Genomic DNA, 25,701 nt, shown 5'->3' with positions numbered 1-25,701 from the left:
GCAAGCGCTATAAGCTATAAAAATAATAGCTAAATGCCGCATTTGCTGACTCAGGGCGCAGGCGTCTTCGGCCGGTAGTCGCAATACTCGCTCACCACACATTCCCAGCAGCGCGGCTTGCGCGCCTGGCACACATAGCGGCCCAGCAGGATCAGCCAGTGGTGTGAATCCACGGCGTATTCCGCAGGCACGCGCTTCATCAGCTGCAGTTCCACAGCCAGTGGGTTCTTGCCCGGTGCCAGGCCTGTGCGGTTGCTCACCCGAAAGATGTGCGTGTCCACCGCCATCGTGGGCTGGCCAAAGGCCACGTTCAGCACCACATTGGCCGTCTTGCGGCCCACGCCGGGCAGGGCCTCCAGCGCTTCGCGCGTGCGGGGCACCTGGCTGCCGTGCTGCTCCACCAGGATGCGGCAGGTCTCCATCAGGTTCTTGGCCTTGGTGCGGTACAGGCCGATGGTCTTGATGTAACCCTCCAGCCCCTCCAGCCCCTCCAGCCCCAGGTCCAGGATGGTCTGCGGCGTGCCCGCCACGGGGAACAGCTTGCGCGTGGCCTTGTTCACGCCCACGTCGGTGGCCTGGGCCGACAGCAGCACGGCGGCCAGTAGCTCGAACGGGGTGGTGTATTCCAGCTCCGTGTTGGGCATAGGGTTGGCCGCCTTGAGGGTGGCGAAGAAGGGCTCGATCTGGGCGGTTTTCATCATCATCGTTGGCGGGGTGGGGCGGGGGGCTTGCTTTTTTTGGCGGGCGTGGCCGGTGCCGCATTGTCCCGCAGCTGTGCCTGCAGAAACTCCAGGAACATGCGCACCGCAGCGGGCAGGGTGCGGCCGCTCAGGGTCTGCAGCTCGGCGGCGCGGGCGCTCATGCCGGGCTCTCGGATCTGGGCGGCGTGCAGCTCGCCGCGCTGCACCCGGTCGCGCACCGTCACCTCGCCCGAGATGGAGATTCCGCCGCCATGCAGCACAAAGTGCATCAGCGTCTCGAAGTGGTTGCACACCAGCGCGGGCTCGAAGACCAAGCCGCGCTGGCTGCAGCCAATGTCGAACAGCTGGCGCACGGTGTTATCGCGCTCGGGCAGGGCGATGGGGTAGGCGTGCATCTGCGCCAGCGTGACGGAGTGGGCGCGTGCCAGCGCGTGGTCGGGTCGCATGATGGCAATGACGGGTGCGGCCTGGCGGTGCTGCACCACGATGTCCCTCTCGGCCGAGCGGCTGTAGGTCAGGCCAATGTCCGCATCGCCGTTGAGCACCGCCACAGTCACGGCCGCCGGGCTGGCCACGCGCAGGTGGAACTGGATGCCGGGGTACTGCAGGCGGAACTGCGCCATCACACGTGGCAAAAATTCGATGGCAAACCCGGCGGAACTGCAGATGCGCACCAGCCCCGTGCGCAGGCCCTGCAGCGCCTGGATGTCGGAGACCACGCGGTCGGCCTCCAGCGCGCCGCGCCGTGCATGGGCGGCGAGCAGCTCGCCTGCAGCGCTGGGCGCCATGCCGCGCGGGCGCCGGTCAAACAGCGGCACGCCCAGCAGGTCTTCGAGGGCGGCGACTTGGCGGCTGACGGCCGAGGGCGACACATTGAGGCGCGTGGCGGCTTCGCTGACCGAGCCGCTGCGCACCACCTCCAGAAAGTAGCGCAGCGCGGTGTCCTGCAAGCGGCTGGAAAGCATGGGAGCCTTTCGGGGTGTGGATTGCAAAAAACGCAAAGATAACCCCAGAAATCGTTGGTTGTCGAAACGCAGCGGGCTGCTTATGCTGACTTGCAAATGACACATTCACCAGCCCCAGCCCCCATGCCTTCTGCAAGCAGTACCAACTCGGGCGACACCCCCAGCCACATCGTGGACCTTACGGCCACCAGCCTGTCGCGCGCCATCCACGCGCGGGAGGTCTCCTGCACCGAGGTGCTGGACGCCTACCTGGCCCAGGTGGACCGGCTCAACCCGGTGGTGAACGCACTGGTGGCGATGGTGGACCGCGACGTCTTGCACGCGCAGGCGGCGGAGCGCGATGCGCAACTGGCGCGCGGCGAGAGCCTGGGCCCGCTGCACGGCTTTCCGCAGGCGCCCAAGGACATCATGCCCGCTGCGGGCATGGTCACCACGCGCGGGTCGCCCATCTTTGCCGGGCAGGTCTCGGCCACGGATGCGGTGGTGTTTGAGCGCATGCGCGCAGGCGGTGCGCTGTTCATCGGCCGCAGCAATTCGCCCGAGTTTGGCCTGGGCGGCCACACCTACAACCCGGTGTACGGCACCACGCGCAATGCCCACAACCCGGCCGTATCGGCGGGCGGCAGCAGCGGTGGGGCGGCGGTGGCCGTCGCACTGCACATGCTGCCCGTGGCCGATGGCTCGGACATGATGGGATCGTTGCGCACGCCAGCGGCCTTCAACAACGTGTATGGGCTGCGCACCTCGTTCGGCCTGGTGCCGCATGGGCCGACAGAGGAAGTGTTCTTCCAGCAGTTCAGCGTGGCCGGGCCCATGGCCCGCAACATCCCCGACCTGGCGCTGCTGCTGTCGGTGCAGGCGGGTTTTGATGCGCGCCTGCCGCTCACGCGCCGCCACGAGGATGTTGCCCTGCTGGGCCAGCCGCTGGAGCGCGACTGGCGCGGCGCCCGCATCGGCTGGCTGGGCGACCTGGGTGGCCACTTGCCGACCGAACCCGGCGTGCTGGCCACCTGCGAGCAGGCGCTGGAGCACTTTCGCACCGTTGGCTGCACGGTGGAGTCCGTGGTGCCCGCGTTCGACCTGAAGCAGCTGTGGAACGCCTGGATCGACCTGCGCAGCTTCAGCGTGGCAGGTGCCAATGCGGCCTTGTATCGCAACCCGGCCACGCATGCGCTGCTCAAGCCCGAGGCGCGGTGGGAGATCGAGCGCGGCATGCGCCTGACTGCCTTGCAGGTGTACGACGCAGCCCGTGTGCGCAGCGCGTGGTACCAGGTGCTGCGCGGCCTGTTCGAGCAGTTCGATTTTCTGGTGCTGCCCGCTGCGCAGGTCTTCCCGTTCGATGCCGCTATGGACTGGCCCCACGAAGTCGGCGGCCGCACCATGGACACCTACCACCGCTGGATGGAGGCCGTGGTGCCCGCCACCATGGCTGGGCTGCCCGCGCTGGCAGCCCCCGCAGGCTTCGGCCCCAGCGGGCTGCCTGCAGGTCTGCAGATCATCGGCCCGGCGCAGTCCGACGCCGCGGTGCTGCAGATAGGCCACGCCTACGACCAGGCCAGCGGGTACGCGCGCCAGCGCAGCCCCTTGCTGGATTGATGGGGGCCTGGCCGCTCGCCGTTCCGTCTCACACCGTTACCCCCTCGCTTTTGTCAACGTGCTTTCTGGAGAGCTTCACCATGCTGCGTTCCCGCTTCGTATCGAGCCTTTTCCTCAGTGCCCTGGTGCTGGCCGCGCCCGGCCTGGCGCAAGCACAGACTTACCCTGACCGGCCCATCAAGCTGGTCGTGCCTTTCGCAGCAGGTGGCGCCACCGATATCCTGGGGCGGTTGCTGGCCACCGCGCTGGGGGAGCGTCTGGGGCAGCCCATGGTGGTCGAGAACCGACCCGGCGCGGGCACGGTGGTGGCGGCTTCCATGGTGGCCAAGGCGCCGGCTGATGGCTACACGCTGCTGCTCGGGTCCAACACCACGCTCACGATGAACCCGGCCATCCGCACGAACCTGCCGTACGACCCCCTCAAGAGCTTCACGCCCCTGGCCCTGGTGGCCGACATGGGGTTGCTGCTGGTGGCCCACAACGACACACCGGGCCAGTCGCTCAAGGACATCGTGGCCCAGGCAAAGGCCGCGCCGGACAAGTTTTCGTATGGCTCCTATGGCACAGGCTCGTCGGTGCACTTTGGCGCCGAGATGCTCAAGACCACTGCAGGGTTTCCGATGATGCACGTGCCTTTCAACGGCAGCTCACCCAGCCTCACGGCGCTGATGGGCGGGCAGGTGCAACTGGCGGTGGATACGGTGGTGGCGTCCACGCCGCTCATCAAGTCCGGCAAGATCAAGGCGATTGCAGCGCTCAGCCCGCAGCGCCTGGCCCTGCTGCCCAATGTGCCCACCGTGGCCGAGAGCGGCTACCCCGGCTTTGACATGGGATCGTGGTTTGCCTTTGTAGGCCCGGCAGGCCTGCCCGCACCCGTGCAGAAGAAACTGGAAAAGGCCCTGGCCGAGACCCTGGCCTCGGCGGACTTCAAGAAGAAGATGGTGGACATCGGCCTCACGCCCTTGGGCGGCAATGGCGATGCGCTGCGCGCACGCATTGAACGCGAGCTGCCGCTGATGCGCGCCGTGGCGGCACGGGCGGATATCCGGGTGGATTGACGGTCGGCGCCGGAACCTGGCTGATCAGCCTTTCAGCGCCGTCCGACAGGTTTCAGCGCGCCCGCTTGACTGGGATGCACAGCCAGCACGGAAAGCGCCCGGTGGCTGGGTCCACCGCAAAGTCCTCGTCGTAAATCTCCAGCGCGGCGCGGGGCTCCCACTCCCAGCCGTCGGGGATCTGGCCCGGCGCGCCCATCTGCGCCCAGGCGGCGGCGATCTCGGGCCCTGTGCCCACAAAGTGCATGCAGGCGTAGTCGCCGCCTTCGTAGTCCATCACCTGCACATCGGGCCCGGTGCGCAGGCCCACGCCAATCTGCACCGCTGCGTCATAGCGGCACTGCTCGGGCGGCGTGCAGGCCGGGTCGTCGTGGCTGAAGCCGTAGAACTTGGGGCGCGGGTCATTTAGCCGATTGGCGGCACACCAGCTGCCAAAGCGTTCCCACAGCTCGGTCAGGCCCGGGTGGCCGTAAGCGCCGGTGTGGCGCATGGTGGCAAGGCGCATGCGGGGCAGGGTGCGGATGGTCAGGGTCATGGCGGGCGGGGGCTATGGCGGTGGAGGGAAAACCCAGTTTAGAGCCATCTCGGACGGACACCGCATGAATCCTGCGCGGCAATTGGCGACAATGCACGGTTTGTTGCCAACCACTTCTGTCCACGCCATGCAATTTGCCGACCGCCTGAACAACGTAGAAACCTCCGCCATTCGCGAGCTTTTCAAGCTGCTGGGCAAGCCCGGCATCATCAGCTTTGCAGGCGGCTTCCCCGACAGCGCGATGTTCGATGTGGAAGGCATCCGCGCCGCCAGCAACGCCGCCCTGGCCGAAGAACCCGGCGCCGCGCTGCAGTACGGTGCCACCGAGGGCTACAACCCGCTGCGCGAGCAACTGGCGGCCTTCATGACGAGCAAGGGCGCCAAGGATGTGGCGGCCGACAACCTCATCGTGACCACCGGCAGCCAGCAGGCGCTGGACCTGCTGGGCAAGACACTGATCAGCCCCGGCGACAAAGTGATTGTAGAAGGCCCGACCTTCCTGGCCACCATCCAGTGTTTCCGCCTGTACGGCGCTGAACTCATCAGCGCGCCCATCGACGGCAACGGCGTGAAGACCGACGAGCTGGAAAAGCTCATCGCCGAGCACAAGCCCAAGTTTGTGTACCTGATCCCCACCTTTGGCAACCCCAGCGGCGCCATGCTGAGCCTGGAGCGCCGCAAGGCCGTGCTGGAGATGGCGGTGAAGCACAACACCCTGATTGTTGAGGATGACCCCTACGGCGACCTGTACTTTGGCGATGCGCCACCGCCCAGCCTCCTCAACCTGTCGGCCACCGTGCCGGGCAGCCGCGAGCTGCTGGTGCACTGCGGCAGCCTGAGCAAGGTGCTCTCGCCCGGCCTGCGCGTGGGCTGGATGATTGCACCGGCCGAGCTGCTGGGCAAGGCCACCATGTGCAAGCAGTTCAGTGACGCACACACCAGCACCTTTGCCCAGGCCACGGCTGCGCAGTACCTCAAGGCGGGCCGCATGCCCGCCACACTGGCCCATGTGCGCAAGGTGTATGCCGAGCGCGCCCAGGCCATGGGCGACGCACTGCGCAAGGAGCTGGGCGATGCCATTGAATTTGTGCAGCCCCAGGGCGGTCTGTTTGTGTGGGCGCGCCTGACGGGGGCGGGCGGCAAGGTGGCCGACGGCAACGTGCTGGCCAAGCGCGCCATCGAGAAGGGCGTGGCCTTTGTACCCGGCACGCCGTTCTTCTGCGCCAACCCCGACCACGCCACCTTCCGCCTGTCGTTTGCCACGGCCGACGTGGACAAGATCCGCGAAGGCGTGGCGCGCCTTGGACAGGCTGTGTGATGGACGACGCCCAGCAGCAGATCATCGAGCGGCTGGAAAGCCTGGAGATCAAGGCCAGCTTTACCGAAGACCTGCTGGACCAGCTGAACATGACCATCTATCGCCAGCAGGAGCTGATCGACCGGCTCACGCAGGAGGTCATTCAGTTGCGCCGGCAAGTGCCCGAAGGCGGCGGCGTGGCGCCGCGCAACCTGCGCGACGAGCTGCCGCCGCATTACTGATTTCTCGAACTAGGCTTTTACAGACCGCCACGCCGCGTCTGCCAGCTCTGCGCGGTAGGTGGTGGGCGAGGGCAAACCGCCCTGGGCCGCGTTGCCTGACAGCCAGGCCCTGCAATAGCTCTGCACCGGCCCCATCACCAGCGACGGCATCAGCTCGCAAGGCAGGTCGCGCAGCGCGCCGGACCGGCGGTGGGGCTCAAACCACGCCACCAGCGCCTGGTTGCGGCGCCGCGCGGCCTCGGCCAGGTCGGGCGTGCGGGGGCCAGCAGCCACCGCGCCGCGGGCCTGAAACAGAAAACGCGCCCGCTCGGGCTGCGCCACCACCCAGTCCAGATAGCCCGTGACGAGGGCATGCACGCCCGCCTCCACCCCCTCTGCGGCATCCAGTTGCGCCTGCACGCTGCGCGACTGGTCATGAAAGATGTCGAAGAACAGCGCTGCGACGATACCGTCGCGGTTGCCAAAGTGGTGATAAATGCTGCCCACGCTGGCCCCGCAGCGCGCACGCACGCCGTCGATGGTGACCGCGTCCACACCGCCTTCGGCCGCGCAGGCCAGGGCGGCGTTCAGGATGTCCTGGCGGCGGTCGGTGGTTGCCTCGGCAGGGGATGCGGTGGGGGGCGGGGAATTGCGGCTTGCCATGGAACGGGATTCTAGAATAAAGTTCTAGAAAATATTTCTAGTCCACGATCCTCCCATGTTTTCTTCCCCCATTGCCACCTCTGCAGGCGCTGCCTCCGTGCCCGGCGCCGCCTTGTACCCGCACCTGCTTGCCCCCCTCGACCTGGGCTTCACCACCCTCAAGAACCGCGTGCTGATGGGCTCCATGCACACGGGGCTGGAGGATGGGCGCGACCTCTCGCGCATGGCGGCGTACTTCCGCGAGCGGGCCGAGGGGGATGTGGGCTTGATCGTGACGGGCGGCTTTGCGCCCAACATCGCGGGTTGGGCCAAGCCGTTTGCAGGCACCTTGTCCACCTCGGGCGCGGCCAAACGTCACCGGGTGGTGACCGAGGCCGTGCATCAAGCGGGCGGCAAGATTGCACTGCAGATCCTGCACACCGGGCGCTACGCCTACCACCCGCTGGCCGTGGCGCCCTCGCGCCTGCAGTCGCCCATCTCGCCGTTCACGCCGTTTGCGCTGTCAGCGCGCGGGGTGGAGCGCCAGATCCGTGCCTTCGTCAATTGCGCCGTGAAGGCGCGCGAGGCAGGGTATGACGGGGTGGAGGTGATGGGCTCCGAGGGTTATTTCATCAACCAGTTTCTGTCGCAGGCCACCAACCTGCGGCGCGATGCCTGGGGCGGCGACTACAGCCAGCGCATGCGTCTGCCGGTGGAGATCCTGGCCCGCATGCGCGAGGCCGTGGGGCCGGACTTCATCATCATTTACCGCCTGTCGATGATCGACCTGGTGCCTGGCGGCAGCGCGTGGGACGAGATCGTGACTTTGGGCAAGGCCGTGGCCACGGGCGGCGCCAACATCGTGAACACCGGCATCGGCTGGCACGAGGCGCGCGTGCCCACCATTGCCACCAGCGTGCCGCGCGCAGCGTTTGCCTGGGTCACGCAGAAGATGAAGGCCGAGTTTGCGGCGGCAGGCATTGCCACGCCGCTGGTCACGTCCAACCGCATCAACACGCCCGAGGTGGCCGAGCAGGTGCTGGCCGATGGCTGCGCCGACATGGTGTCCATGGCGCGGCCGCTGCTGGCCGATGCGGCGTTTGTGAAGAAGGCTGCGCAGGGCCGGGCCGATCGCATCAACACCTGCATCGCCTGCAACCAGGCCTGCCTGGACCATGTGTTCCAGAACAAGACCAGCAGTTGCCTGGTCAACCCGCGCGCCTGCCACGAGACCGAGCTGGTGTACCGCCCTGTGTCGTCGCGCAAGCGCGTGGCCGTGGTCGGCGCCGGGCCCGCAGGCCTCACGGCCGCCACGGTGGCCGCCGGGCGCGGGCATGAGGTGCATCTGTTCGACGCCGCGCCCGCCATCGGCGGCCAACTCAACATGGCCAAGGTGATTCCGGGCAAGGAGGAGTTCCACGAAATGCTGCGCTACCTGGCCACGCGGGTGGAGGACACGGGCGTGTTGCTGCACCTGAACCGCAAGGTCCAAGCCGCCGACCTGGTGGGCTATGACGAGGTGGTGATTGCCACGGGCGTGCTGCCGCGCGATCCGCAGATCCCCGGCCAGGACCACCCCAAGGTGCTGAGCTACATCGACGTGCTGCGCCACGGCAAGCCGGTGGGCGAGCGCGTGGCCATCGTCGGCGCGGGCGGCATTGGCTTTGATGTGGCCGAGTTCCTCACGCACGGCGAGCACCCTTCCACCACGCTCGATCTGCCTGCCTGGAAGGCCGAGTGGGGCATCACCGACCCGGCCGAGGCGCGCGGTGGCCTGGCCGCCAGCGGCCCGCGCGTGACGCCCCCTGCACGGCAGGTGACGCTGCTGCAGCGCAAGAAGGGCAAGCTGGGCGGCGGCCTGGGCAAGACCACGGGCTGGATCCACCGCACGGTGCTGAAGATGAAATCGGTGGAGATGGTGGGCGGCGTGAACTACGAGCGCATTGCCGACGAAGGGCTGCTGGTGTCGTACGGCGAGAAGCGCGAAGACCCGACCTGGATCCCGTGTGACACCGTGGTGCTGTGCGCGGGCCAGGTGCCCTTGCGCAGCCTGGCGCAGGACCTGGAGGCCCAGGGCCGCAAGCCCCACCTCATCGGCGGTGCGCTGGAGGCGGGTGAGCTGGACGCCAAACGCGCCATCGACCAGGCGGCGCGGCTGGCGGCGCGCCTGTAGGGCGCTTGGCGGGGGCTTTCTTATGATTAAAAAATGCCCCCTGCGCGCAATGGGTAAGCCTTTTAAGCTATTTAATTTATAGCAATCAGATGTTGCTTGAGGCCACTGAGGACCCCACAGGGGCCTGCAGCGCGTGGAACACCCGCAGTGCCGCCCACGCGTCGTTGGCGGCGTAGACCAGCTGGGCCTCGGTGAGTTTTTCGTTGGCCCAGTTGGAGGTGGCGGCTTTCTTGGACTTGATGAAGCGCCGGTTGAACAGCACGGCCACCGCCCCCTTCACGCCCATGTCCTTGCGGTAGCCGCGTTGGCGGAACACGGTGTTCAGCTCCAGCACATCGCTGGGCTGCACCCCCAGCTTGGCCTGTATGCGTTTGGTGTCGTCGCCCAGTCCAAAACCCGCCTTGGTCACGCCGCGCAGCGCCAGCAGCTCGGCCACACGCGCGCGGCAGCCGGGGTCGTGCAGCTGGAAGACCCAGGCGTGGTCGAGCGTGGCCAGCTGCACGATGTGGGGCCCGTCCGACTGCTCGCCCTGCACGAAGGTGGGTTTGGATTCGGTGTCAAACCCCCAGGCGCGGGCAGCGGCCAGGGCATGGCAGGCCTTGTCGGCCTGCGTGGGGGTGGAAACGAGTGCAATGCGGTCCGTGCCCAGGCGTTCAAAGGGTTCCAGCAGGGCGATCTGGTCTTTGTCAGGCGTGGGGTGGTGGGATGGGCGCGTTGCCGAGTGCTGGCGCCGAGCGGGGGGAGTGGCCGTCATGCAGGCATTGTGCCGTGCTCCTGTCTGCGCACTGCCGTGCGGCTGCGCGCCAGCGCTCAGCGCACGCCATTTTTGCGCAGGCGGGGCGCGTCGGCCAGGTGCAACAGGGCCTGTTCGCAGGCTGCCACCGCCGGGGCCTGGTGCGCCGCCAGCCAGCCCAGGCCAAACCAGGCTCCTGGTGCATTGGAGGTGGTTGCCAGGTCGCCATACAGCCCCTGGACCACGCGCTCGTCGTTGAGCTGGCCCAGGGCCGACAGTGCGGGCTGCAGGCTGTCCACAAACGCGGCGCTGTCGGCATCCAGCGTGGGCGCCACAAATTCAGCGAGGTAGCGCAGGCGCTTGAGGCGTTTGCGCAGGCGGTGTTGCTTCTGTACCGTCAGTGCCGCAAACCCCTGCGCGCCCTGGCGCACCTGTGTGTGCAGTCGCCGCAGGCGCTTTTGCAGCAGGCGGCGGGTGTCTTGGGGGCCCAGGGCTTCCGCTTCGCCCGCGTCTGGCGCTTCGGCAACGGGCGCATGCCCTTGGGCCGTGAAGGCCATGAGGCCGATCAGGGCGGTCTGGAATGCGGCGGTGCGCACGATGTCGGCTGCACCAGTGCACGTGCTCGCGGCGTCGGCCGTGGCCGTGTCGGGTTCGGCCAGGGGCGGCGCACCGGCGGCCCGCAAGCGGGCATGGATGGACTGCAGCACCTGGCTCCGGTCGCGCAGCGCGCCCAGACGCCGGAACACGTCCACCAGGGGCTTCTCCCATGCGGGGTCGAAGCGGCCCGGGGCCAGCGGCGCCAGCTCGCGCAGGGCCGTGCGCAGGCGGCGAAGGCCAATGCGCAGCTGGTGCACATGCTCTTCGGTGCCCGTGCCTTCTGCGATCTCGCTGCTGTTGCCCAGCACCTGTTGCAGGCAATGGGCCACCACGGCCCGCTGCAGGGCTGGGCCCTGCCAAAACGCGGGGCCCGCAGCATGGGCGACCATGGCCTTGGCCTTGGTGGCAGGCCGGGTCCATTGCGCTGCCAGCAGCCGCTCGCCACGTTCGGCCTTGGACACCGTGCTCAGATACAGCCCATGCCGCGTGGCCCAGCGGGTCGCCAGGGCGGCGAGCCCCGCCAAGGGCCCGGAGGTGAGTTCCAGCTCCAGCTCGCAGATGCGGGCTTCTTTTTGCTGTGGGGTGCCCCGGTGGGCCACCACCCGCCCGGTGTCCAGCGCCAGTTCCACCACACCCCCTTTGAAAGCGATGTCCCGCGTCACGCGGTCCATCTCGGTGCCATAGGTTTCTGCCAAAGGGCCCTGGGCCGCTTGCAGCGCCGCCACCAGCCGCGCACCGGCGATTGAGCCCGCATGCAGCTCGGGGCGGGGCGCGAGGCTCGGTGGGGTGTCGCCCAGAACCACGTTGTGTTCTTCCCGATCCAGCGGGCCCTGGCCCAGGGCTTTGACGGTCTGCACCCACTGCGTGCCCTCGCGGCGCAGCCGCAAGGCAATGCCCCGGGACGACAGGGCCGCATCGGGCGTGTCGAAATAGCGCGCCTCCATGCGGACCGGTGTCCACCGGCCCCGGCGCACGGCCGCCTGCACGGCGGCCAGCCGCTCGGGAGGAATGCAGAACTTGAACTCGATTTCCATGGATGGCTGCGGTGCTCAGGCTGGATTATGTTTGGGCAATGAAAATAGGATTTTCAAAATAACCATCAGCAATTTGATAATGGGTTGATTTATTGGTAAAAAGGCGCAGAAGAAGAAATCAAACTCAGCCCCAAGGGCGTGCCTTTTTGATCGCGGACGGAGGTAATCACCTTGAAAGCCGCAGCCTGCACCCGGTCGGGCAGGCGCACAAAATTGTTTTCATTGACCAGGGTGTCACCATTCACAAACGACCAGATAATAAATTTGAGTGCCTGACTGGTTTGCTCGGGTTGCTGGGTAACCTTGGGGAACACCACAAATGTGCCCATGGTGATGGGCCACACGGACTTGCCGGGTTTCTGCGTCAGCGTGTTGTTGAAGGCCCCGGTGGCGGCCCATTCGCTGTTGGCCAGTGCGGCCTTGAAGGTATCGATCGAGGGTTTGACGAAAACACCGTCTGCATTTTTCATCTGCACCGAGGTCAGACCATATTCGGCCACATAGCCAAAATCCACGTAGCCAATGGCACCCACGGTGTCGCGTACGCCCTTGGCCACGCCCTCGCTGCCCTTGAAGGCCAGATGGCCATCTGGCCACTTGATGCTGGTTTTCACGCCAAACGACGCCTTCCATGCCGGGCTGATCTTGGCCAGGTAATCCGCAAAGTTATAGGTGGTGCCTGAGCCATCGGCGCGCACCACCACCTTGATGGGCAGATCGGGCAGTGGCGTGTCCGGGTTCAGGGCGGTGAGGTCGGGGGCGTTCCAGCGGGTGATTTCGCCCATGAAGATGCGGCTCAGCACTTCGCCCGTCAGGCGCAGCTGGGCGTTCTGGACCTTGGGCAGGTTGACCACGGGGCTGATGCCGGTGATGGCCACGGGCAGGGCAATCAGGCCGTGCTCGATCAGGTCCTTGTCGGACGGATGCACATCGGTGGCCCCAAAGCCCACCGCCTGCTGCTGAATCTTTTTCATGCCCGCACTGGAGCCCACCGAGTCGTAGGCCACGCTGGCGCCCGTGGCCTTGGTGTAGGCCTTGGCCCAGCTGCGGTAGATGGGTGCTGCGGCGGAGGAGCCCGCACCGGTCACGGCCTGTGCGCCCGCCGGGCCCGCCAGCAACAGGCACCATGAGAGTGCCAGAAGGGTGTAAATATATTTCATGGATTTTTCTGTTATTTGTTTTGAATGTGTTTGTCTTTATCGAAGCTCTGCAGTGCCTAGCCTGAGAGGCGGGGAGCTTATCAAAAAATAATATCTTTCCAGAAGGTGTTGCCGGCAAAAAAGGTCTTGTCGCCGCGTCATGGTTTTGTCATTTGAAACAAATAGTATCTTTCTCCGATGGCCATACCGTGGCCGGAAATGGCGGCTGAATCAAGGAGTGGCACAACCACGCCCGTTTTGCCCTGTAGACCGAACGCCGATGGCGGTGCCTTGGGGCCCCCTTCGGGTCATTGACGAGACTTTCAGATGCTTCAAAAAATCAAAATTGGCACCCGACTGGCCCTGGCGTTTGCCGTGCTGCTGCTGTTGATCTCGGCGCTGGCGGCGGGTGGCATCAGCGGTGCCAAGCGCCTGACCGAACGCAGCGCTGCGCTGTATGGTGACCGCACGGTGCCTTTGGGTGTGCTGGCCGAGATCAGCCACCTCACGCAGCGCAACCGGGTGCTGGTGATGGACATGCTGATGGACCCCGGCACCAGCAACCTGCAGGCCAGCCACACCGAGCTGACGGCGAATGTTGAGCGCATCCGCAGCCTGTGGGCCAGCTACACGGCCAAACCGCTGGCCGCACAAGAACAAACCCTGGCCCAGGCGTTTGCTGACGCCAACACCCAGTACCTGGAAAAAGGCCTGTTGCCCGCCGCGCAGGCGCTGGTGTCGGGCAAGTACGACGATGGGTCGGAGCTGTACATCACCCAGATCCGCCCCCATGCCGCCAAGGTGCAAGCGGCGGTCGAGCAACTGGTGGGCCTGCAGATCGAGGTGGGCGCGGAAGAGTTTGGCGCGGCCAAGGCGATGAGCGAAACCATCCATGTGTGGATGCTGGCCGCCACCGCGTTGGCACTGCTGGTGGGGGCGGCGATGGCCCTGGTCATCACACGCTCCATCTCGCGCCCCCTGCAGCAGGCCGTGGCGCTGGCCCGCACCGTGGCGGGCGGCGACCTGAGTGCGCAGATCGTCGTGCGCGGAACCGACGAAACCGCCGAGCTGCTGGGCGCGCTACGCGAGATGAACCAGCAATTGGTGCGCGTGATCACCGAGGTGCGCGACAGCACCGAGACCGTGGCGCGGGATGCCGTGCTCATGGCCGGTGGCGCCGAAGACCTGGCCCGCCGCACGGAAGTGCAGGCCTCCAACCTGCAGGAGACGGCTGCTTCGATGGAGCAGCTCACCATCACCGTGCAGCACAACACCGACAACGCCCACCGCGCCACGCAACTGGCGCAAGAGGCCAGCAAGGTGGCCAACGAGGGCGGCAGCGTGATGCGCGACGTGGTCGCCACCATGCAGGAGATCAACCTGCAGTCGCAGAAGATCACCGACATCATCAAGGTGATCGACGACATCGCCTTCCAGACCAACCTGCTGGCCCTCAATGCCGCCGTGGAGGCCGCCCGTGCGGGCGAGCAGGGCCGGGGCTTTGCCGTGGTGGCGGGTGAGGTGCGGGGGCTGTCCCAGCGCAGCAGCACGGCGGCCCGCGAGATCCGCGGGCTGATTGCGGCCAGCGTGCAGGGCGTGGGGCGGGGCTCGGCCCTGGTGGGCCAGGCGGGTGAGCGGGTGGCCAACACCGTGCGGCATGTGAACCAGGTGGTTGCTCTCATCAACGAGATCCAGGACGCGGGCCAGGAACAGGCCCGGGGCATTGCGCAGATTGGCGAGGCGGTGCGCCAGCTCGATGCCGCCACGCAGCAGAACGCAGCGCTGGTGGACGACAGTTCGTCCGCCTCCACCGGCGTGAGGAACCAGGTCCGGCGCCTGCTGGAGGTGATCCATCAGTTCCGCCTGGCGCCTGATGGCACGGGCCCGGCCATGGATGCCCTGGAGGGCCCCCGCCAGGGTGGGTTGCCACTGCCTGCAGGGGCCGTACCCCACCAGCAGCGGCTGTCCATGGCGCCGCGCTAGGCCGTCGCTGTGCCTACAGCCTCTGTGGCATTGCCCTGCCGGGCCTGCGGCGCCCTGGCACCGTTGCCATGAATCACACCGATGTCCTGATTGCCATTGCCGAAGTGGCCCACACGGGGGGGGCGTCGGCGCCCGAGGATGCGATTGCCCAGCTGGCCATGATCATCGACGGCCTGGAGCTGTCGCACCAGGGTGCCGAGCAGGTGATGGAGATGCTGCTGGGGATTGCCGCCTGCCTGTGGAACCTGCAGCAGGAGCGCATGCGCCTGTGACGGTACATGCGCAGGCCCCACCAGCCCGGGGCTGGCAGGCGCGGGGCAGCCTGCGTTAATCGCCCACGGTGTCGAGCGAGGCGATCTGGTCGCGCCCCCGGCGCTTGGCTAGGTACAGCGCCTGGTCGGCGCGGTCCAGCATGTCGCGCAGGCTGCGGTCGCTCTGGCGGAACGCCCCCACGCCCAGGCTGGTGGTGATGCGGTAGGCCTGGCCCGTGTCGTCGGTCAGCTCCAGTGCACGCACGCTGTGCAGGATGCGGGCGGCGGCCTCCAGGCCTTCGGTCAGGGTGGTCAGCGGCAGCAGTACACCAAACTCTTCGCCGCCCAGGCGTCCCACGGCATCGCTGGCGCGCAGCTGGCTTTTGACGGCCTGGGCGAACGCCACAAGGGCCCGGTCGCCCTCCAGATGGCCAAAGCGGTCGTTGATGGATTTGAAGTGGTCCAGGTCCAGCATCAGCAGCGTGAGTGGCTCGCCGCTGCGGCGCGAGTGGGCATACGCGGACTCCGCCGTTTCAAGAAACGCGCGCCGGTTGGCAATGCCGGTGAGCATGTCGGTGGTGGCTAGGCGCTGCAGTTCGCGCTCCAGGTTCTTGCGCTGCGTCACGTCGCGGTAAATGCCTTCCACCCCCGCGAAGTTGCCCGCGTGGTCGTACAGCGCGTGGCTGCTGATGGAGATGTCGATCACGGTGCCGTCGCGCCGCACCATCTGGCCAGGAAAGTCCGACACCTCGCCATGTTCCATGACAGCGGCCTTGAACGCGTCGCGGTCGGTGCTCTGGGGGTAGTACGACTCGGCCGTGCGGCCCTCGATCTCGTGGGGCTCGTAGCCCAGCACGCGCCGCACGCCAGGGCCCACATGCTGCACCACGCCCTGGGCATTGGTGCGGTAGTACACGTCCTGCAGGCTGTCGAACAGGCGGCGGAAGTTCTGCTCGCTCTCGCGCAGCTGGGCCTCGATTTCGCTCTGGTGCGTCATGTCCAAGCCACACATGAGCACGGCGGGTGCGCCTTCCCACTCCATCGCCACGCTGCTGATCAGCACCATGCGCAGGTTGCCGCGCGCCGTGCGGATGCGGAACTCGGAGGATTTGTTGGGTCGCCCCGCCTGTTCGGGCACGGCCACCTGCTGGATGCGGTTGCTGGAGCGCACCTGGTCCATGGGGTGCACAAAATCGCCCGAGAGACGGCCGATCAGGCTTTCAGTGCTGGGCGCTTCCAGCAGCTCCATGCTGGCCGCATTGGCGAAGCGGATCGCTCCATCCTGCGTGATGAGCACAGCCGCTGGCAGCATTTGCAGCAGACGCAGGTCGTGGAACATCGGGCTCGGCGGTAACCAAAAGTAATGCACCATTGTGGCACCAGGGTGTGCGACTGGGAATCCATATCTGTCACACGCGCTACCATCGCCCATGAGAAAAACTTTCCAACTCCACGTTGAAGGCAAGAACCGCGACCGCGTTCTGGATGCCGTCAAGCACGAAATCCGCAAATACATCAAGCGCGAGCGGCGCCGCGATGTGCCCGAGGGCGCTGATTTCTGGGACTTCGATTGCCAGTTTGGCCGCACCAAAGAGGATGCTGCCGTGGTGCATCTTTCCGCCCTGACAGGCCTCATCAACGAGGTGGCGGCCGAAGGCGGCGCCCAGTTCTATGTGGAAATCCTCGCCAAACCCGGCAAGCGCCAGCCCCGGCCTGCCGGTGAGGCGGGCCATGGCGGCACAGATGACGGAGATGAAGAGGCCTGAACTGGCCCGATGGCTCCCGTCCTAGGCCCCGTTCAGGGGCCTTTTTTGTGGGCGTCGGGTGCAGAGCCCGCAGCGGCAGCGGCCGCACGCAGCTTGTCTTTTTTGCTCGGTCGCTTGCCCTTGATGCCACCGGTGCCCTGGGGATCGGTCACCGATGCCGGGGCGGCTGTTTCTGTGGGCTCAAAGCCCGCAATCTGCTCGCGCGGGATGGTGAGGTGCTGGCGCTTTTCAATCAACCGGAAATGCGCTTCAGCATCGGCCGTCACAAAACTCACGGCCACGCCAGTCTCGCCCGCGCGGCCCGTGCGGCCGATGCGGTGCACATAGTCCACGGCCGAGCGGGGCAAGTCGTAATTGACCACGGCGGGCAGCTGAGCAATGTCGATGCCGCGTGCGGCCAGGTCGGTGGTCACCACCACTTGCCAGCGCTCGTCCTTGAACTCCTGCAGCACCTGGTTGCGCGCGCCCTGGCTCAGGCCGCCATGGAAGGGCGATGCAAAGATGCCCGCCTTGTAGAGCTTCTCTGCCACATGCTCGGCAGCGTATTGCGTGGCCACAAACACCAGCACGCGCGACCAGTTGTGCTCCTTGATCAGGTAGCGCAGCAGCTGGGTGCGGCGGCTGGCGTCCACGGCAATCGCGCGCTGCTCGATAGCGGGCTCGTTGCCTGGCGTGTGGGGCACTTCCACGCGTACCGGTTGGTGCAACAGGCCATCGGCCAGCGCCTGCACGGCAGCAGGGAAGGTGGCCGAGAAGAACAGGTTCTGCCGCTTCGCAGGCAGCAGCGCCAGCACACGCTGCAGTTCTTCGGCAAAGCCCAGGTCCAGCAGGCGGTCGGCCTCGTCCAGCACAAGGTGCGCCACGGCCGACAGGCGCAGCGCGTTGTGGTCTACCAGGTCGAGCAGGCGGCCCGGTGTGGCCACCACCACATCAGCCCCGCCGCGCAGACCTAGCATCTGCGGGTTGATCGACACACCGCCGAACACAATGGCTACCTTGAGCGGCTGCTGCAGGTGCTGGGCCAGACTGCGCAGCACCTCGCCCACCTGGGCAGCCAGCTCGCGCGTAGGCACCAGTACCAGGGCGCGCACCCGGCGCGGGCCGCCAGGCCCTTGCGTCGCGCTGAGCTGCAGCTGTTGCAGCAAGGGCAGGGCAAAAGCCGCTGTTTTTCCCGAGCCGGTCTGGGCCGCCCCCAGCAGGTCAGCCCCTTGCAGGATGGCGGGGATGGCGCCCGCCTGGATGGGCGTGGGCGCTACAAAACCCGCTTTTTCTGCAGCGTGGACAAGGGCAGGGGACAGACCGAGGGAGGCAAAGGGCATGGGGGCAGCGCTGGAGCGGCGTTGAAAGAGGGCGCACCACAGCGCGAAACGGGGAGGGAGATGGGCGATTGTCGCCGCAGTTGCTGTCCTGGCCTGTGCCGGAGTCGCTGCCATGGCGCGCCTGGCCCGGCCGTGGCCTCCGGGCGGGGGGCATCGCGCTGATAATCGGGCCACCGGCGGCTCGCCGGTTTTTCCTTTGTTTCGCAGCACCATGGCCCTCACCCTTGACTCCTCTGCCATCACCCACGGCATCCAGCTGGCGGTGGCCCCTGTGTTCCTGCTCACGGCTGTGTCCGGCATGATTGGCGCCGTGGCTGGGCGGCTGGCCCGCATCATCGACCGCGCCCGCGTTGTGGAAGACCGTGCCAGCGCCGAGCCCGAGTTTCTGCCCCGGGCCTACAAGGAGCTGGCCGATTTGCGCCTGCGCGGGCGGCTGGCCAATGGCTGCATTGGCCTGCTCACCTTCTGTGCGGTGCTGATCGGCATCACCATCATCCTGCTGTTTTTGGGCGAAACCACCGACTTCCAGTCCAGCCGCCTGGCCGTGGCGGGGTTTCTGGCGGGGGTGGCCTCGTTCCTGCTGGCGCTGGTGTGTTTTTTGACCGAAACGTTGCTGGCAACCCGCCTGCTCAACTTCCACCTGCTGGAACAAGACCGGGAGAAAACCCCATGAAGTCGTTGGCCGACCTCGGCGGTCTGGTCTATTCGACCGAATCGGGCCGCATGTGCCCCGACTGCCGCCAGCCCGTGGCGCAGTGCACCTGCAAGCAGAACAAGCCTTTGCCCACCGGTGACGGCATCGTGCGCGTGTCGCGCGAAACCAAGGGCCGTGGCGGCAAGGCCGTGACCTTGGTCAAGGGCGTGCTGCAGGACGAAGCGGCGCTCACCCAGTTGGGCAAGCAGCTCAAGGCGGCCTGCGGCAGCGGCGGCACGGTGAAGGATGGCGTCATCGAAGTGCAGGGCGACCATGTGGAGCGTGTCATGGCCGCACTGCAAAAGCTTGGCCACAAGGTCAAGCGCGCGGGCGGCTGAGGGCTTGGTGATGGATGCCGACAAGCTGCAGCGCCTGGTCACCACCGAGATGCCTTACGGCAAGCATAAGGGCACGCTGCTGGCCGACCTGCCCGGCAACTACCTGAACTGGTTTGCGCGCGAGGGTTTCCCCAAAGGCGAGCTGGGGCGGTTGCTGGCGCTGATGCATGAGATCGATCACAACGGCCTGTCGGACCTGCTCAAGCCTTTGCGTGGGGCGCGCGACTCGAACGCTTGAACTTTGGGCGCGTGGGAGGGGGCTGCCAAGCCACCTGCCGGTCCCGTCGCCAGGTCTGTCCCCGCGGGGCGCCTCTGTTCGCCTGTCAGCCCTTGTGCTGGCCAGTGCTGTTGTGCAAGCCCGCGTAGTTGATCGCAATGAGTTGTGCGATGGCGAGAATGTCCGCGCGCGAGTGCTCGGCGCCCGGAAACAGATCCTTCACCAAGCTCTGGGCTTCTATCACCTGTTTCGATGCGAGTTCGCTGGCCCGGTAGAGTTCGCGTGCAAGAACGATGTCTGCGTTCTGACTCATATGGTTCTCCTGATTTTTGAGAGCCCTAGTATGAACGTTTGTGCCTCCGATCCATGGGCTTGGGGCGTGCCATTGGCGCTGCTGGTGAGGGGCTCTTGTGGGCGCGTGGCGGCTCAAACCGACGAATGGACACAAGGAATCACCGCTGGTGCGCAACTGCTCGCTTCTCGGTCTTGAGCTTGTGGGCCTCCAGGGTCGTTGGTGTGCCGCCATAATCGCGCCCATACCGACAACCAACCCGAGGGAATGCACATGAAGGGCCATATCGCAGCGATCGTTCTGGTCGTACTGGGCGTGTTTTTTCTGCTGACCAATCTGGGGCTGATCAGCATCAGCCTGCGCGAGCTGCTGCGGGTGTGGTGGCCGGTGGCGCTGATTGCAGTGGGCCTGGCGCTGTTCTTTACGCCTGGCGACAAGAAGAAGTAACAGGCCCGGGCGCGAAGGCCCCGACCAGGGCCTTGGCTCAATGCCCGCCGTGCCCAGTGTGTTCGTTGCGCTGCGGCGCAAACGCCGGGTCGCTGCCAAAGTAGCCCCGGAACAGATTGCGCGCAATGCCGTGCGCTGCCACCTGCAGGTCGCGCGCCACCTCGGGGGCGAACAGGCGGCTGGTGTGCTGCTGCCACAGCCCCACCCAGGCCGCAAAGTGGGCGGGTGTGACTCCCTCCAGCGCCATGTGCTTGCCAAACACATCGCCCTTGAAGCTGCGCGTGCCCAGGGCCACCGTGCTCCAGAAGTCCACCAGCCGCTGTAGGTGGGTGTCCCATTGGCCGTGCAGGACCTTCTCAAACACGGGCCCTAGCATCGGGTCCTGGCGCACATCGCCGTAAAAACCATGCACCAGCCGCGTGATGCTTTCCACGCTGGGTGGCGCGTGGCCCCCGGGGCTGTCGGATAAAGGCGTTTGCAGGGTCATGCCTGCAGTGTGCCTCCGCCGCTGCAGGCGCAGCCTGACGGGCCACAACCTTGCGACGATGGTGCTGCGCTGGCCTCGAACGCGGGGAACAGCACGTTGTTCTCCAGGTGGATGTGGTTGATGAGGTCGTCGCCCAGTTGGGCAATGCCTGCGTACAGCGCGCGCCAGGTGTTGCAGGCGCCTTGGGGCGGTGTGGCGTCGTTCGTCAGGGCGTTGAGCTTGTCCAGCGCCTCGCCGTGGTCCACGTGTTCGGCGCGCATCATGCCGATGGGCTGGCCCACAAACGGGTTGCCGCCGCTCTTGAGCATGGGGAACAGCACCTGCTCTTCCTTGAGCATGTGCGAGAGCAGTTCCTCGTGCATGGTTTCGAGGTGGTCGGCCAGCCCGGCGGGCACATGGGGGTTGTCGCGGTGCACGGCTTCGACGCGGCGGGCCATGCGGATCAGCTCGGGCAGCTGCTGGCGGTGCACCTCGTGGTAGCGCGCCAGGATGTGGTCGATGAGCGCGCTGGGCGATGCGGCTTCGGGCACGGCGTCGCTGCGCTGCAGGGCGGCCAGCTCGGCCAGCACGGCGTTGGCATCCAGCCCCTTGTCGGCCGCCGCCTTGGCCAGGCTCACCTGGCCGCCGCAGCAAAAGTCGAGCTTGAGACGCCGGAACACCGCGGTGGCGCCGGGCAGTTGCACCGCGATCTGGCCGATCTGCTGGTCGGCGCTGAGGGGGGTGGGGTGGGCGGGAGCAGCATCCAGGTGGTCAACGCGGGCGTTCATGGCGGGTCCTTTTAAAGATTCATTTGATGTGAATATTTTATTCAATAAAATTCGTCCTGCATACCTCTTTAAATTGACCTGCGGCAAAACCCATGCGCCTGACCCAATGGACCGACTACACCCTGCGCGTGCTCATGTACTGCGCAGCCACCGAAGGCCGCGAGCAGCCGGTGACCATCACCGAGGTGGCCGAGGGCTACGGCATCTCGCGCAGCCACCTGATGAAGATCGTGCAGCAGTTGGCGGCCCAGGGGCTGCTGGAAACCACGCGCGGGCGGGGCGGCGGCATGCGGCTGATGGTGCCTGCGTCGGCCATCAACATTGGCGCCGTGGTGCGCGCCACCGAGACGGACTTCAACCTCGTCGAATGTTTTGACCCCGGCACCAACCAGTGCCGCCTGAGCAGCCATTGCCGCCTCAAGGGCGTGCTGTGGCAGGCCATGCAGGCCTATCTGGCGGTGCTGGACAGCGTGACGCTGGCTGATCTGATGGCACCAGCCGCCGAGGGGGGGGCGGCTGCACGTGCCCTGTTGCCCACCGTGGCACTGCCGCAGAACGGCAACGCGCCCCGCAGGCGCGCGCCCGTGTCCGGGTTGCCTTCCAAAGACCAGGACATTGAGTGAAAAAGGCCGTCTCCGCGCAATGGGCATTGATTTTTTGCTATTAAATATGTAGCAATCAAATGAAGTGCGGATCAGGCGTGGGAGTGCCAGCCCGCGCAAACGCCTGCCGGTAGCGCGCCGGGGTCAGGCCCACGTGGCGGGCAAACTCGCGCGTGAAGTGAGGCTGGTCGGCGAAACCGCAGGCAAACCCGATTTCTGCCAGACCGTGCGTGCTCTCCAGCAGCCACTGCGCTGCCAAACGTGCGCGGGCCTCGGTGACGATGTGGCGGCAGCTCAGGCCACCCTCGGTCAACGCCCGTTGCAGGCTGCGGCGGGCCAGGCCCGTGTGGTGGGCCAGAGCGTCCACCGTGTGCTGCGCCGCCGGGTCGTGCAGCACATGACGCGCCAGCCGGTGCGCCAACGGCGGCCAGGGCAGGGCATCACACAGGTGGGTGGCGGGCTGGGGTTGGAGTGTGATGGCGTGGGGTGGGCTTGCGTTGGCGTATGTGTGCCAGCGCAAGGTCCATTGGCCCATTTGCCCTTGGGCGGCCAGCGCGGCGTCCAGATGGGCTGGGGTGGCGGCAGGTGTGCCTATCTCCAGGTTCACAGGCTGGCTTGTGGCCCTGGGCGCTCCGATCTCCACCTGCAAGCCGTGCACGCCCAGAGCCTGGCTGGCGCCCAGCAGCACGCCCAGCACGGCCAGGCTTTCGGTGGGGTGGGGTTCTTCTGGCACACCGGGGCGCGCGTGGTGGTGCAACGCCAGGGCACCAGGGGCGCCGGTCTGGATGCTGACCTGGTGGCGTGAATGCACATACCGCTCCAGCCGCTGCCAGCGCGCCAGCAGTTCAGGCACATCGGTCGCGCCCAGCAGCGCACGGTGCACCGGATCGCCCGCGAGCAGGTCCACCCGCTGGGCCAGTTGCAGCAAGGTGCCCAGGCCCCCCTGTTGCAGCACAGCCTGGACCACGCTGCGTTTGTAGGCCAGCGGCACATGGCTGGCGGCCAGCCCGTCAGCAGCCGGTGGGGGCGGTGGCGGGGCCAGCCCGTGCGCGTCCATGGCGCGCACCAGCAGGCGGACCATGGCGGCGCTGGCAAAGTCTTGCATGGGCGGATTGTGCCGTTGGCGCTGTGGCTGGTGCAGGATCGCTCAGCCCCGCGCGCCCAGGGCCTGCAGCACATCTGCGCTGCGCACTGGCAGGCGGGCAAAGCGCACCCCGGTGGCGTCGCGCAGCGCATTCGCAACGGCGCCTGCCCCTGCCACCATCGCGGTCTCGCCCGCACCTGTAGGTGGCGCATTGCTGTCGATCAGGTGCACATGCAGCGGTGGCACATCGCCCATGCGTGGCAGCGGGTAGTCGGCAAAGCTGGCAGCGGCCACGCCCGAGCGTGCCACGGGCAGTTGCTCGTGCAGCACCATGCCCAGGCACCACACGAGGTTGCCTTCGGTCTGCGCGCGTACGCCGTCGGGCTGCAGCACCAGGCCGCAGTCGTGCGCGCACCACAGCGCTGTCACGCGCACCTGGCCGGTGGCGCGGTGCACCTCCACGTCGGCCACGGCGGCGGCGTAGCTCACGCCCTTGTAGATGCCGCCTGCGATGCCGCGCCCGCGCAAGGTGGTGGCGTCGCTGGCGGGGTGCTCGGGCCAGCGGGCTTCGGCGGCGGCGCGGCGCAGCACCTGGGCCAGGCGTTCGTCGGTGGTGTGCTGCAGGCGCCAGGCCAGTGGGTCGGCCCCGGCCAGGCGCGCGCATTCGTCCATGGCGCTTTCCACCACCAGGGTGTTGGGCCCCGCGCCCAGGCCGCGCCATGGACCGGTGTGCACGGGCAGGCGCTGGGCGGTGAACTCGATGCGCTGTTGGGGCACGTCGTATGGCATTTGTGCGCCGCGCGCCACGCCGCTGTCGCCTGCGAGGTCGGCCAGGGTTTGCATCCACACCGGCATGGCGGCGGGCGTGAACAGGATGTGGCTGCTGGCCAGCGCATGCCACCAGTGGGTGATGCGCCCACCCTGCACGCGCGCCCGCACACGGTGGCTGGAGGGCGGGCGCTGGAAGCCCTGGGCAAACTCCTGCGTGCGGCTCCATTGCACCTTGACGGGCGCGCCCACGGCCTGGGCGAGCACGGCGGCTTCCAGCTCCACCGTGCACAGCGTGCGCCCCCCAAATCCGCCGCCGATGCGGCAGGCCTGCACCTCGATGCGTTCTGCATCCAGGCTGAATTGGCGAGCCAGCACATCGCGCATGTAGAACAGGTCTTGGGTGCCCGCCCATACCTTCAGGGCGATGTCTTTTTTGTCTGGGTCGGCCAGCCAGTGCGCCGTGGCGCTGCGGGGCTCGATGGGTGCGTGGGCTGCCAGGGGCACGTCCATGCGCAGGTCCAGCGTCCATGCTGTGTCTGTGGGCATGTCGTCTTTGCGCAGGCAGTGCTGCAGCGCTCCCCGGCGCAGGTGGGTGTCGATGTCGATGCGCTTATCGATGGCGGCCTGCTCGAACGCGCTGCCATCTTCCACCTGCCATTGCACGGCCAGCGAAGCGGCGATGCGGTCGAGCGCGGCAGGCGTGCGCGCCACGATGCCCAGGCCCAGGCTGCCCATCTGCATCAGGCGCGGGTGCTGCACCACGGCCACGCAGGCCGGGTCGGCGCGGGCGGTCGCCTCGTCCCACGCCTGGGGGCGCGAGGCCAGTTCAGCCGACACCGGTGCGCGCAGCACGCGGCCATAGAGCAGGCCGGGCAGGCGCGTATCGCCCGCAAACAGCGGCTGGCCGGTGACGAGGGCGTGCAACTGGCCGGGCGCTGCCGCCGCTTCTTGGGCTGCCCCCGCGCGCGGCTGCAGGCTGCGCAGCGCGCTGGGTGCAATGTCGCGCGCAGCCAGCGTGCCCGTGGTCTGGCCCTGCGCCAGGGCCTCGCGCAGGGTGGCGCAGGCGCGGGCCAGGGGCAGGGCAAAGTCCTGCACGCTGGCGCTGCCCACGGTGGCGCGTACGCGGGCAATGTGGCGGGTGCCGGGCAGTTGCAGATGCACCTGCGCGGGTGGCACGCCCAGCTCGGCGGCGGCCAGGCCCTGCAGTGCGGCGCTGATTTGCTGGCCCATTTCGGCGCTGGGCAGCCACAGGGTGAAGCGGCCATTTTCGTGCCGTATCCAGCCCAGCGCGTCGTCGGCGGTGGAGGTGGGGCGCTTGGGGATCACCGGCACCAGGCCGCAGCCTGCGAGCGTGACGGTGAGTGCACCTGCCGCCGCTGCTGCAAAAAACTGGCGGCGCTTCATGGCGTGGTGCCCCCAGCCGCTGGGTGCCCAGCCGCCTGGTGGATGGCTGCACGCACGCGGTGCTGGGTGCCGCAGCGGCACAGGTGGCCCGACATGGCGGCATCGATCTGCGCATCGCTGGGGCGGGGCGTGGCGCGCAGCAGGGCCACGGCGCCCATGATCTGGCCGCTTTGGCAGTAGCCGCATTGGGGCACGCGCAGGTCCAGCCAGGCTTGTTGCACCGGGTGCAGGGTGCCATCGGCTGCGGCCAGCCCCTCAATGGTGGTGATGCTGCGCCCCTGCAGCCCGCGCGCGGTCTGCAGGCAGGCGCGCTGCGCCACGCCGTCCACCAGCACGGTGCAGGCGCCGCACTGGCCCATGCCGCAGCCAAAGCGGGTGCCCGCCAGGCCCAGCGGCTCGCGCAGCAGCCAGAGCAGGGGTTCGTCCTCCCAGCCTGGGGGCACGGGCCGGGGTTGTTGGTTCAGGGTGATGTGCATACAAGCCTCCGTGGGTGGAACGGAGGCCAGTGTGCAAAGCCGGGCGCGGCGGGTCTTGAAGATTTGCGCCAAACGCTGCCGGGCTGTTTCAGCCGGCTGCGCGGTGGGTGGGGCG

28 protein-coding genes are annotated in these 25,701 nt (G+C 67.2%); 13 read left to right on the top strand and 15 right to left on the bottom strand.

What is annotated here, in order from left to right; translation table 11 throughout:
* Positions 1–50 precede the first annotated feature (50 nt).
* Positions 51–698 carry an endonuclease III gene (nth, locus tag AvAM_RS18840; RefSeq protein WP_137748658.1) on the bottom strand — a complete coding sequence of 216 codons (648 nt, stop codon included), beginning with the start codon at positions 696–698 and terminating at the stop codon, positions 51–53.
* 2 nt (positions 699–700) lie between these two features.
* A complete protein-coding gene (locus AvAM_RS18835; RefSeq protein WP_137748482.1) occupies positions 701–1,666 on the bottom strand; it encodes a LysR family transcriptional regulator in 966 nt (321 codons plus the stop codon).
* A gap of 123 nt (positions 1,667–1,789) precedes the next feature.
* On the opposite strand from AvAM_RS18835, the gene AvAM_RS18830 reads away from it, so the two are divergent.
* Positions 1,790–3,262 (top strand): amidase, encoded by a 1,473-nt coding sequence (locus tag AvAM_RS18830; protein WP_137748481.1) that lies wholly within the window; start codon positions 1,790–1,792, stop codon positions 3,260–3,262.
* A gap of 80 nt (positions 3,263–3,342) precedes the next feature.
* Positions 3,343–4,320 carry a tripartite tricarboxylate transporter substrate binding protein gene (locus AvAM_RS18825; RefSeq protein WP_137748480.1) on the top strand — a complete coding sequence of 326 codons (978 nt, stop codon included), beginning with the start codon at positions 3,343–3,345 and terminating at the stop codon, positions 4,318–4,320.
* Between the two features lie 52 nt (positions 4,321–4,372).
* On the opposite strand, the gene AvAM_RS18820 is transcribed toward AvAM_RS18825, so the two are convergent.
* Positions 4,373–4,852: a GyrI-like domain-containing protein gene (locus AvAM_RS18820; protein ID WP_137748479.1), complete on the bottom strand. Its 480-nt coding sequence runs from the start codon at positions 4,850–4,852 to the stop codon at positions 4,373–4,375.
* A 127-nt stretch (positions 4,853–4,979) separates the two neighbouring features.
* Here AvAM_RS18820 and AvAM_RS18815 point away from each other — a divergent pair, with 127 nt between their 5' ends.
* Entirely contained in the window at positions 4,980–6,170 is a 1,191-nt protein-coding gene (locus tag AvAM_RS18815) for a PLP-dependent aminotransferase family protein (protein ID WP_137748478.1), read from the top strand.
* Positions 6,170–6,391: a SlyX family protein gene (locus tag AvAM_RS18810; protein WP_137748477.1), complete on the top strand. Its 222-nt coding sequence runs from the start codon at positions 6,170–6,172 to the stop codon at positions 6,389–6,391. The genes AvAM_RS18815 and AvAM_RS18810 overlap by 1 nt, the downstream gene beginning before the upstream one ends.
* Positions 6,392–6,400: 9 nt before the next feature.
* Here AvAM_RS18810 and AvAM_RS18805 read toward each other — a convergent pair whose 3' ends face one another.
* Complete coding sequence (locus AvAM_RS18805) at positions 6,401–7,033, bottom strand: TetR/AcrR family transcriptional regulator (protein WP_137748476.1); 633 nt, start codon at positions 7,031–7,033, stop codon at positions 6,401–6,403.
* A gap of 55 nt (positions 7,034–7,088) precedes the next feature.
* On the opposite strand from AvAM_RS18805, the gene AvAM_RS18800 reads away from it, so the two are divergent.
* The gene (locus tag AvAM_RS18800; RefSeq protein WP_171012332.1) at positions 7,089–9,185 is read left to right on the top strand and encodes an NADPH-dependent 2,4-dienoyl-CoA reductase; all 2,097 of its coding nucleotides are present in this window, start codon (positions 7,089–7,091) and stop codon (positions 9,183–9,185) included.
* Between the two features lie 85 nt (positions 9,186–9,270).
* Here AvAM_RS18800 and AvAM_RS18795 read toward each other — a convergent pair whose 3' ends face one another.
* From AvAM_RS18795 to pstS, 3 genes are all read right to left on the bottom strand, one after another.
* Positions 9,271–9,939, bottom strand: coding sequence for a 3'-5' exonuclease (locus tag AvAM_RS18795; RefSeq protein ID WP_137748475.1), 669 nt, complete (start codon positions 9,937–9,939; stop codon positions 9,271–9,273).
* A 56-nt stretch (positions 9,940–9,995) separates the two neighbouring features.
* Positions 9,996–11,549 (bottom strand): CYTH and CHAD domain-containing protein, encoded by a 1,554-nt coding sequence (locus AvAM_RS18790; RefSeq protein ID WP_137748474.1) that lies wholly within the window; start codon positions 11,547–11,549, stop codon positions 9,996–9,998.
* Between the two features lie 89 nt (positions 11,550–11,638).
* A complete protein-coding gene (gene pstS / locus AvAM_RS18785) occupies positions 11,639–12,709 on the bottom strand; it encodes a phosphate ABC transporter substrate-binding protein PstS (RefSeq protein WP_137748473.1) in 1,071 nt (356 codons plus the stop codon).
* Between the two features lie 306 nt (positions 12,710–13,015).
* On the opposite strand from pstS, the gene AvAM_RS18780 reads away from it, so the two are divergent.
* Both AvAM_RS18780 and AvAM_RS18775 read left to right on the top strand, forming a co-directional pair.
* The gene (locus tag AvAM_RS18780) at positions 13,016–14,671 is read left to right on the top strand and encodes a methyl-accepting chemotaxis protein (RefSeq protein WP_137748472.1); all 1,656 of its coding nucleotides are present in this window, start codon (positions 13,016–13,018) and stop codon (positions 14,669–14,671) included.
* 68 nt (positions 14,672–14,739) lie between these two features.
* Positions 14,740–14,943: a hypothetical protein gene (locus AvAM_RS18775; protein ID WP_137748471.1), complete on the top strand. Its 204-nt coding sequence runs from the start codon at positions 14,740–14,742 to the stop codon at positions 14,941–14,943.
* Between the two features lie 55 nt (positions 14,944–14,998).
* Here AvAM_RS18775 and AvAM_RS18770 read toward each other — a convergent pair whose 3' ends face one another.
* Positions 14,999–16,261: a sensor domain-containing diguanylate cyclase gene (locus AvAM_RS18770; protein WP_137748470.1), complete on the bottom strand. Its 1,263-nt coding sequence runs from the start codon at positions 16,259–16,261 to the stop codon at positions 14,999–15,001.
* A gap of 91 nt (positions 16,262–16,352) precedes the next feature.
* On the opposite strand from AvAM_RS18770, the gene AvAM_RS18765 reads away from it, so the two are divergent.
* Positions 16,353–16,688, top strand: a complete 336-nt coding sequence (locus tag AvAM_RS18765) for a DUF6172 family protein (protein ID WP_137748469.1) — start codon at positions 16,353–16,355, stop codon at positions 16,686–16,688.
* A gap of 32 nt (positions 16,689–16,720) precedes the next feature.
* Here the strand turns inward: AvAM_RS18765 and AvAM_RS18760 are convergent, their stop codons facing one another.
* On the bottom strand, positions 16,721–18,007 hold the full coding sequence (locus AvAM_RS18760; RefSeq protein ID WP_137748468.1) for a DEAD/DEAH box helicase: 1,287 nt from the start codon (positions 18,005–18,007) through the stop codon (positions 16,721–16,723).
* Positions 18,008–18,218: 211 nt separating this feature from the next.
* On the opposite strand from AvAM_RS18760, the gene AvAM_RS18755 reads away from it, so the two are divergent.
* From AvAM_RS18755 to AvAM_RS18745, 3 genes are read left to right on the top strand one after another with little or no spacing between them, the layout of a single operon-like run.
* Positions 18,219–18,680, top strand: coding sequence for a DUF2721 domain-containing protein (locus AvAM_RS18755; RefSeq protein ID WP_137748467.1), 462 nt, complete (start codon positions 18,219–18,221; stop codon positions 18,678–18,680).
* The gene (locus AvAM_RS18750) at positions 18,677–19,039 is read left to right on the top strand and encodes a translation initiation factor Sui1 (RefSeq protein WP_137748466.1); all 363 of its coding nucleotides are present in this window, start codon (positions 18,677–18,679) and stop codon (positions 19,037–19,039) included. Before AvAM_RS18755 ends, AvAM_RS18750 begins: the two co-directional genes overlap by 4 nt.
* A 10-nt stretch (positions 19,040–19,049) precedes the next feature.
* The gene (locus AvAM_RS18745; protein WP_137748465.1) at positions 19,050–19,277 is read left to right on the top strand and encodes a DUF3820 family protein; all 228 of its coding nucleotides are present in this window, start codon (positions 19,050–19,052) and stop codon (positions 19,275–19,277) included.
* 85 nt (positions 19,278–19,362) lie between these two features.
* Here AvAM_RS18745 and AvAM_RS18740 read toward each other — a convergent pair whose 3' ends face one another.
* Positions 19,363–19,569 carry a hypothetical protein gene (locus AvAM_RS18740; protein WP_137748464.1) on the bottom strand — a complete coding sequence of 69 codons (207 nt, stop codon included), beginning with the start codon at positions 19,567–19,569 and terminating at the stop codon, positions 19,363–19,365.
* A gap of 252 nt (positions 19,570–19,821) precedes the next feature.
* Here AvAM_RS18740 and AvAM_RS25745 point away from each other — a divergent pair, with 252 nt between their 5' ends.
* The gene (locus AvAM_RS25745; protein ID WP_171012331.1) at positions 19,822–19,995 is read left to right on the top strand and encodes a LiaI-LiaF-like domain-containing protein; all 174 of its coding nucleotides are present in this window, start codon (positions 19,822–19,824) and stop codon (positions 19,993–19,995) included.
* Positions 19,996–20,032: 37 nt separating this feature from the next.
* Here AvAM_RS25745 and AvAM_RS18735 read toward each other — a convergent pair whose 3' ends face one another.
* Both AvAM_RS18735 and ytfE read right to left on the bottom strand, forming a co-directional pair.
* Positions 20,033–20,482, bottom strand: a complete 450-nt coding sequence (locus tag AvAM_RS18735) for a group III truncated hemoglobin (RefSeq protein WP_137748463.1) — start codon at positions 20,480–20,482, stop codon at positions 20,033–20,035.
* Entirely contained in the window at positions 20,479–21,249 is a 771-nt protein-coding gene (gene ytfE / locus AvAM_RS18730) for an iron-sulfur cluster repair protein YtfE (RefSeq protein ID WP_171012328.1), read from the bottom strand. Before ytfE ends, AvAM_RS18735 begins: the two co-directional genes overlap by 4 nt.
* 92 nt (positions 21,250–21,341) lie before the next feature.
* Here ytfE and AvAM_RS18725 point away from each other — a divergent pair, with 92 nt between their 5' ends.
* Positions 21,342–21,872 carry an Rrf2 family transcriptional regulator gene (locus AvAM_RS18725; RefSeq protein ID WP_137748462.1) on the top strand — a complete coding sequence of 177 codons (531 nt, stop codon included), beginning with the start codon at positions 21,342–21,344 and terminating at the stop codon, positions 21,870–21,872.
* Between the two features lie 55 nt (positions 21,873–21,927).
* Here AvAM_RS18725 and AvAM_RS18720 read toward each other — a convergent pair whose 3' ends face one another.
* Genes AvAM_RS18720 through AvAM_RS18710 form a run of 3 tightly spaced genes read right to left on the bottom strand, consistent with a single transcriptional unit; the run spans position 21,928 to position 25,586 of the window.
* A complete protein-coding gene (locus AvAM_RS18720; RefSeq protein ID WP_171012326.1) occupies positions 21,928–22,956 on the bottom strand; it encodes a helix-turn-helix transcriptional regulator in 1,029 nt (342 codons plus the stop codon).
* Between the two features lie 42 nt (positions 22,957–22,998).
* A complete protein-coding gene (locus AvAM_RS18715; protein WP_137748461.1) occupies positions 22,999–25,110 on the bottom strand; it encodes a xanthine dehydrogenase family protein molybdopterin-binding subunit in 2,112 nt (703 codons plus the stop codon).
* On the bottom strand, positions 25,107–25,586 hold the full coding sequence (locus tag AvAM_RS18710; RefSeq protein ID WP_137748460.1) for a (2Fe-2S)-binding protein: 480 nt from the start codon (positions 25,584–25,586) through the stop codon (positions 25,107–25,109). Before AvAM_RS18710 ends, AvAM_RS18715 begins: the two co-directional genes overlap by 4 nt.
* Positions 25,587–25,701: the final 115 nt, after the last annotated feature.

Origin of the sequence: Acidovorax sp. NB1 (assembly GCF_005405905.1) — a bacterium.
Lineage (GTDB): Bacteria > Pseudomonadota > Gammaproteobacteria > Burkholderiales > Burkholderiaceae_C > Acidovorax.
Note: the sequence above shows the minus strand (reverse complement) of the source record. Positions and strands in the feature narration are given on the sequence as shown.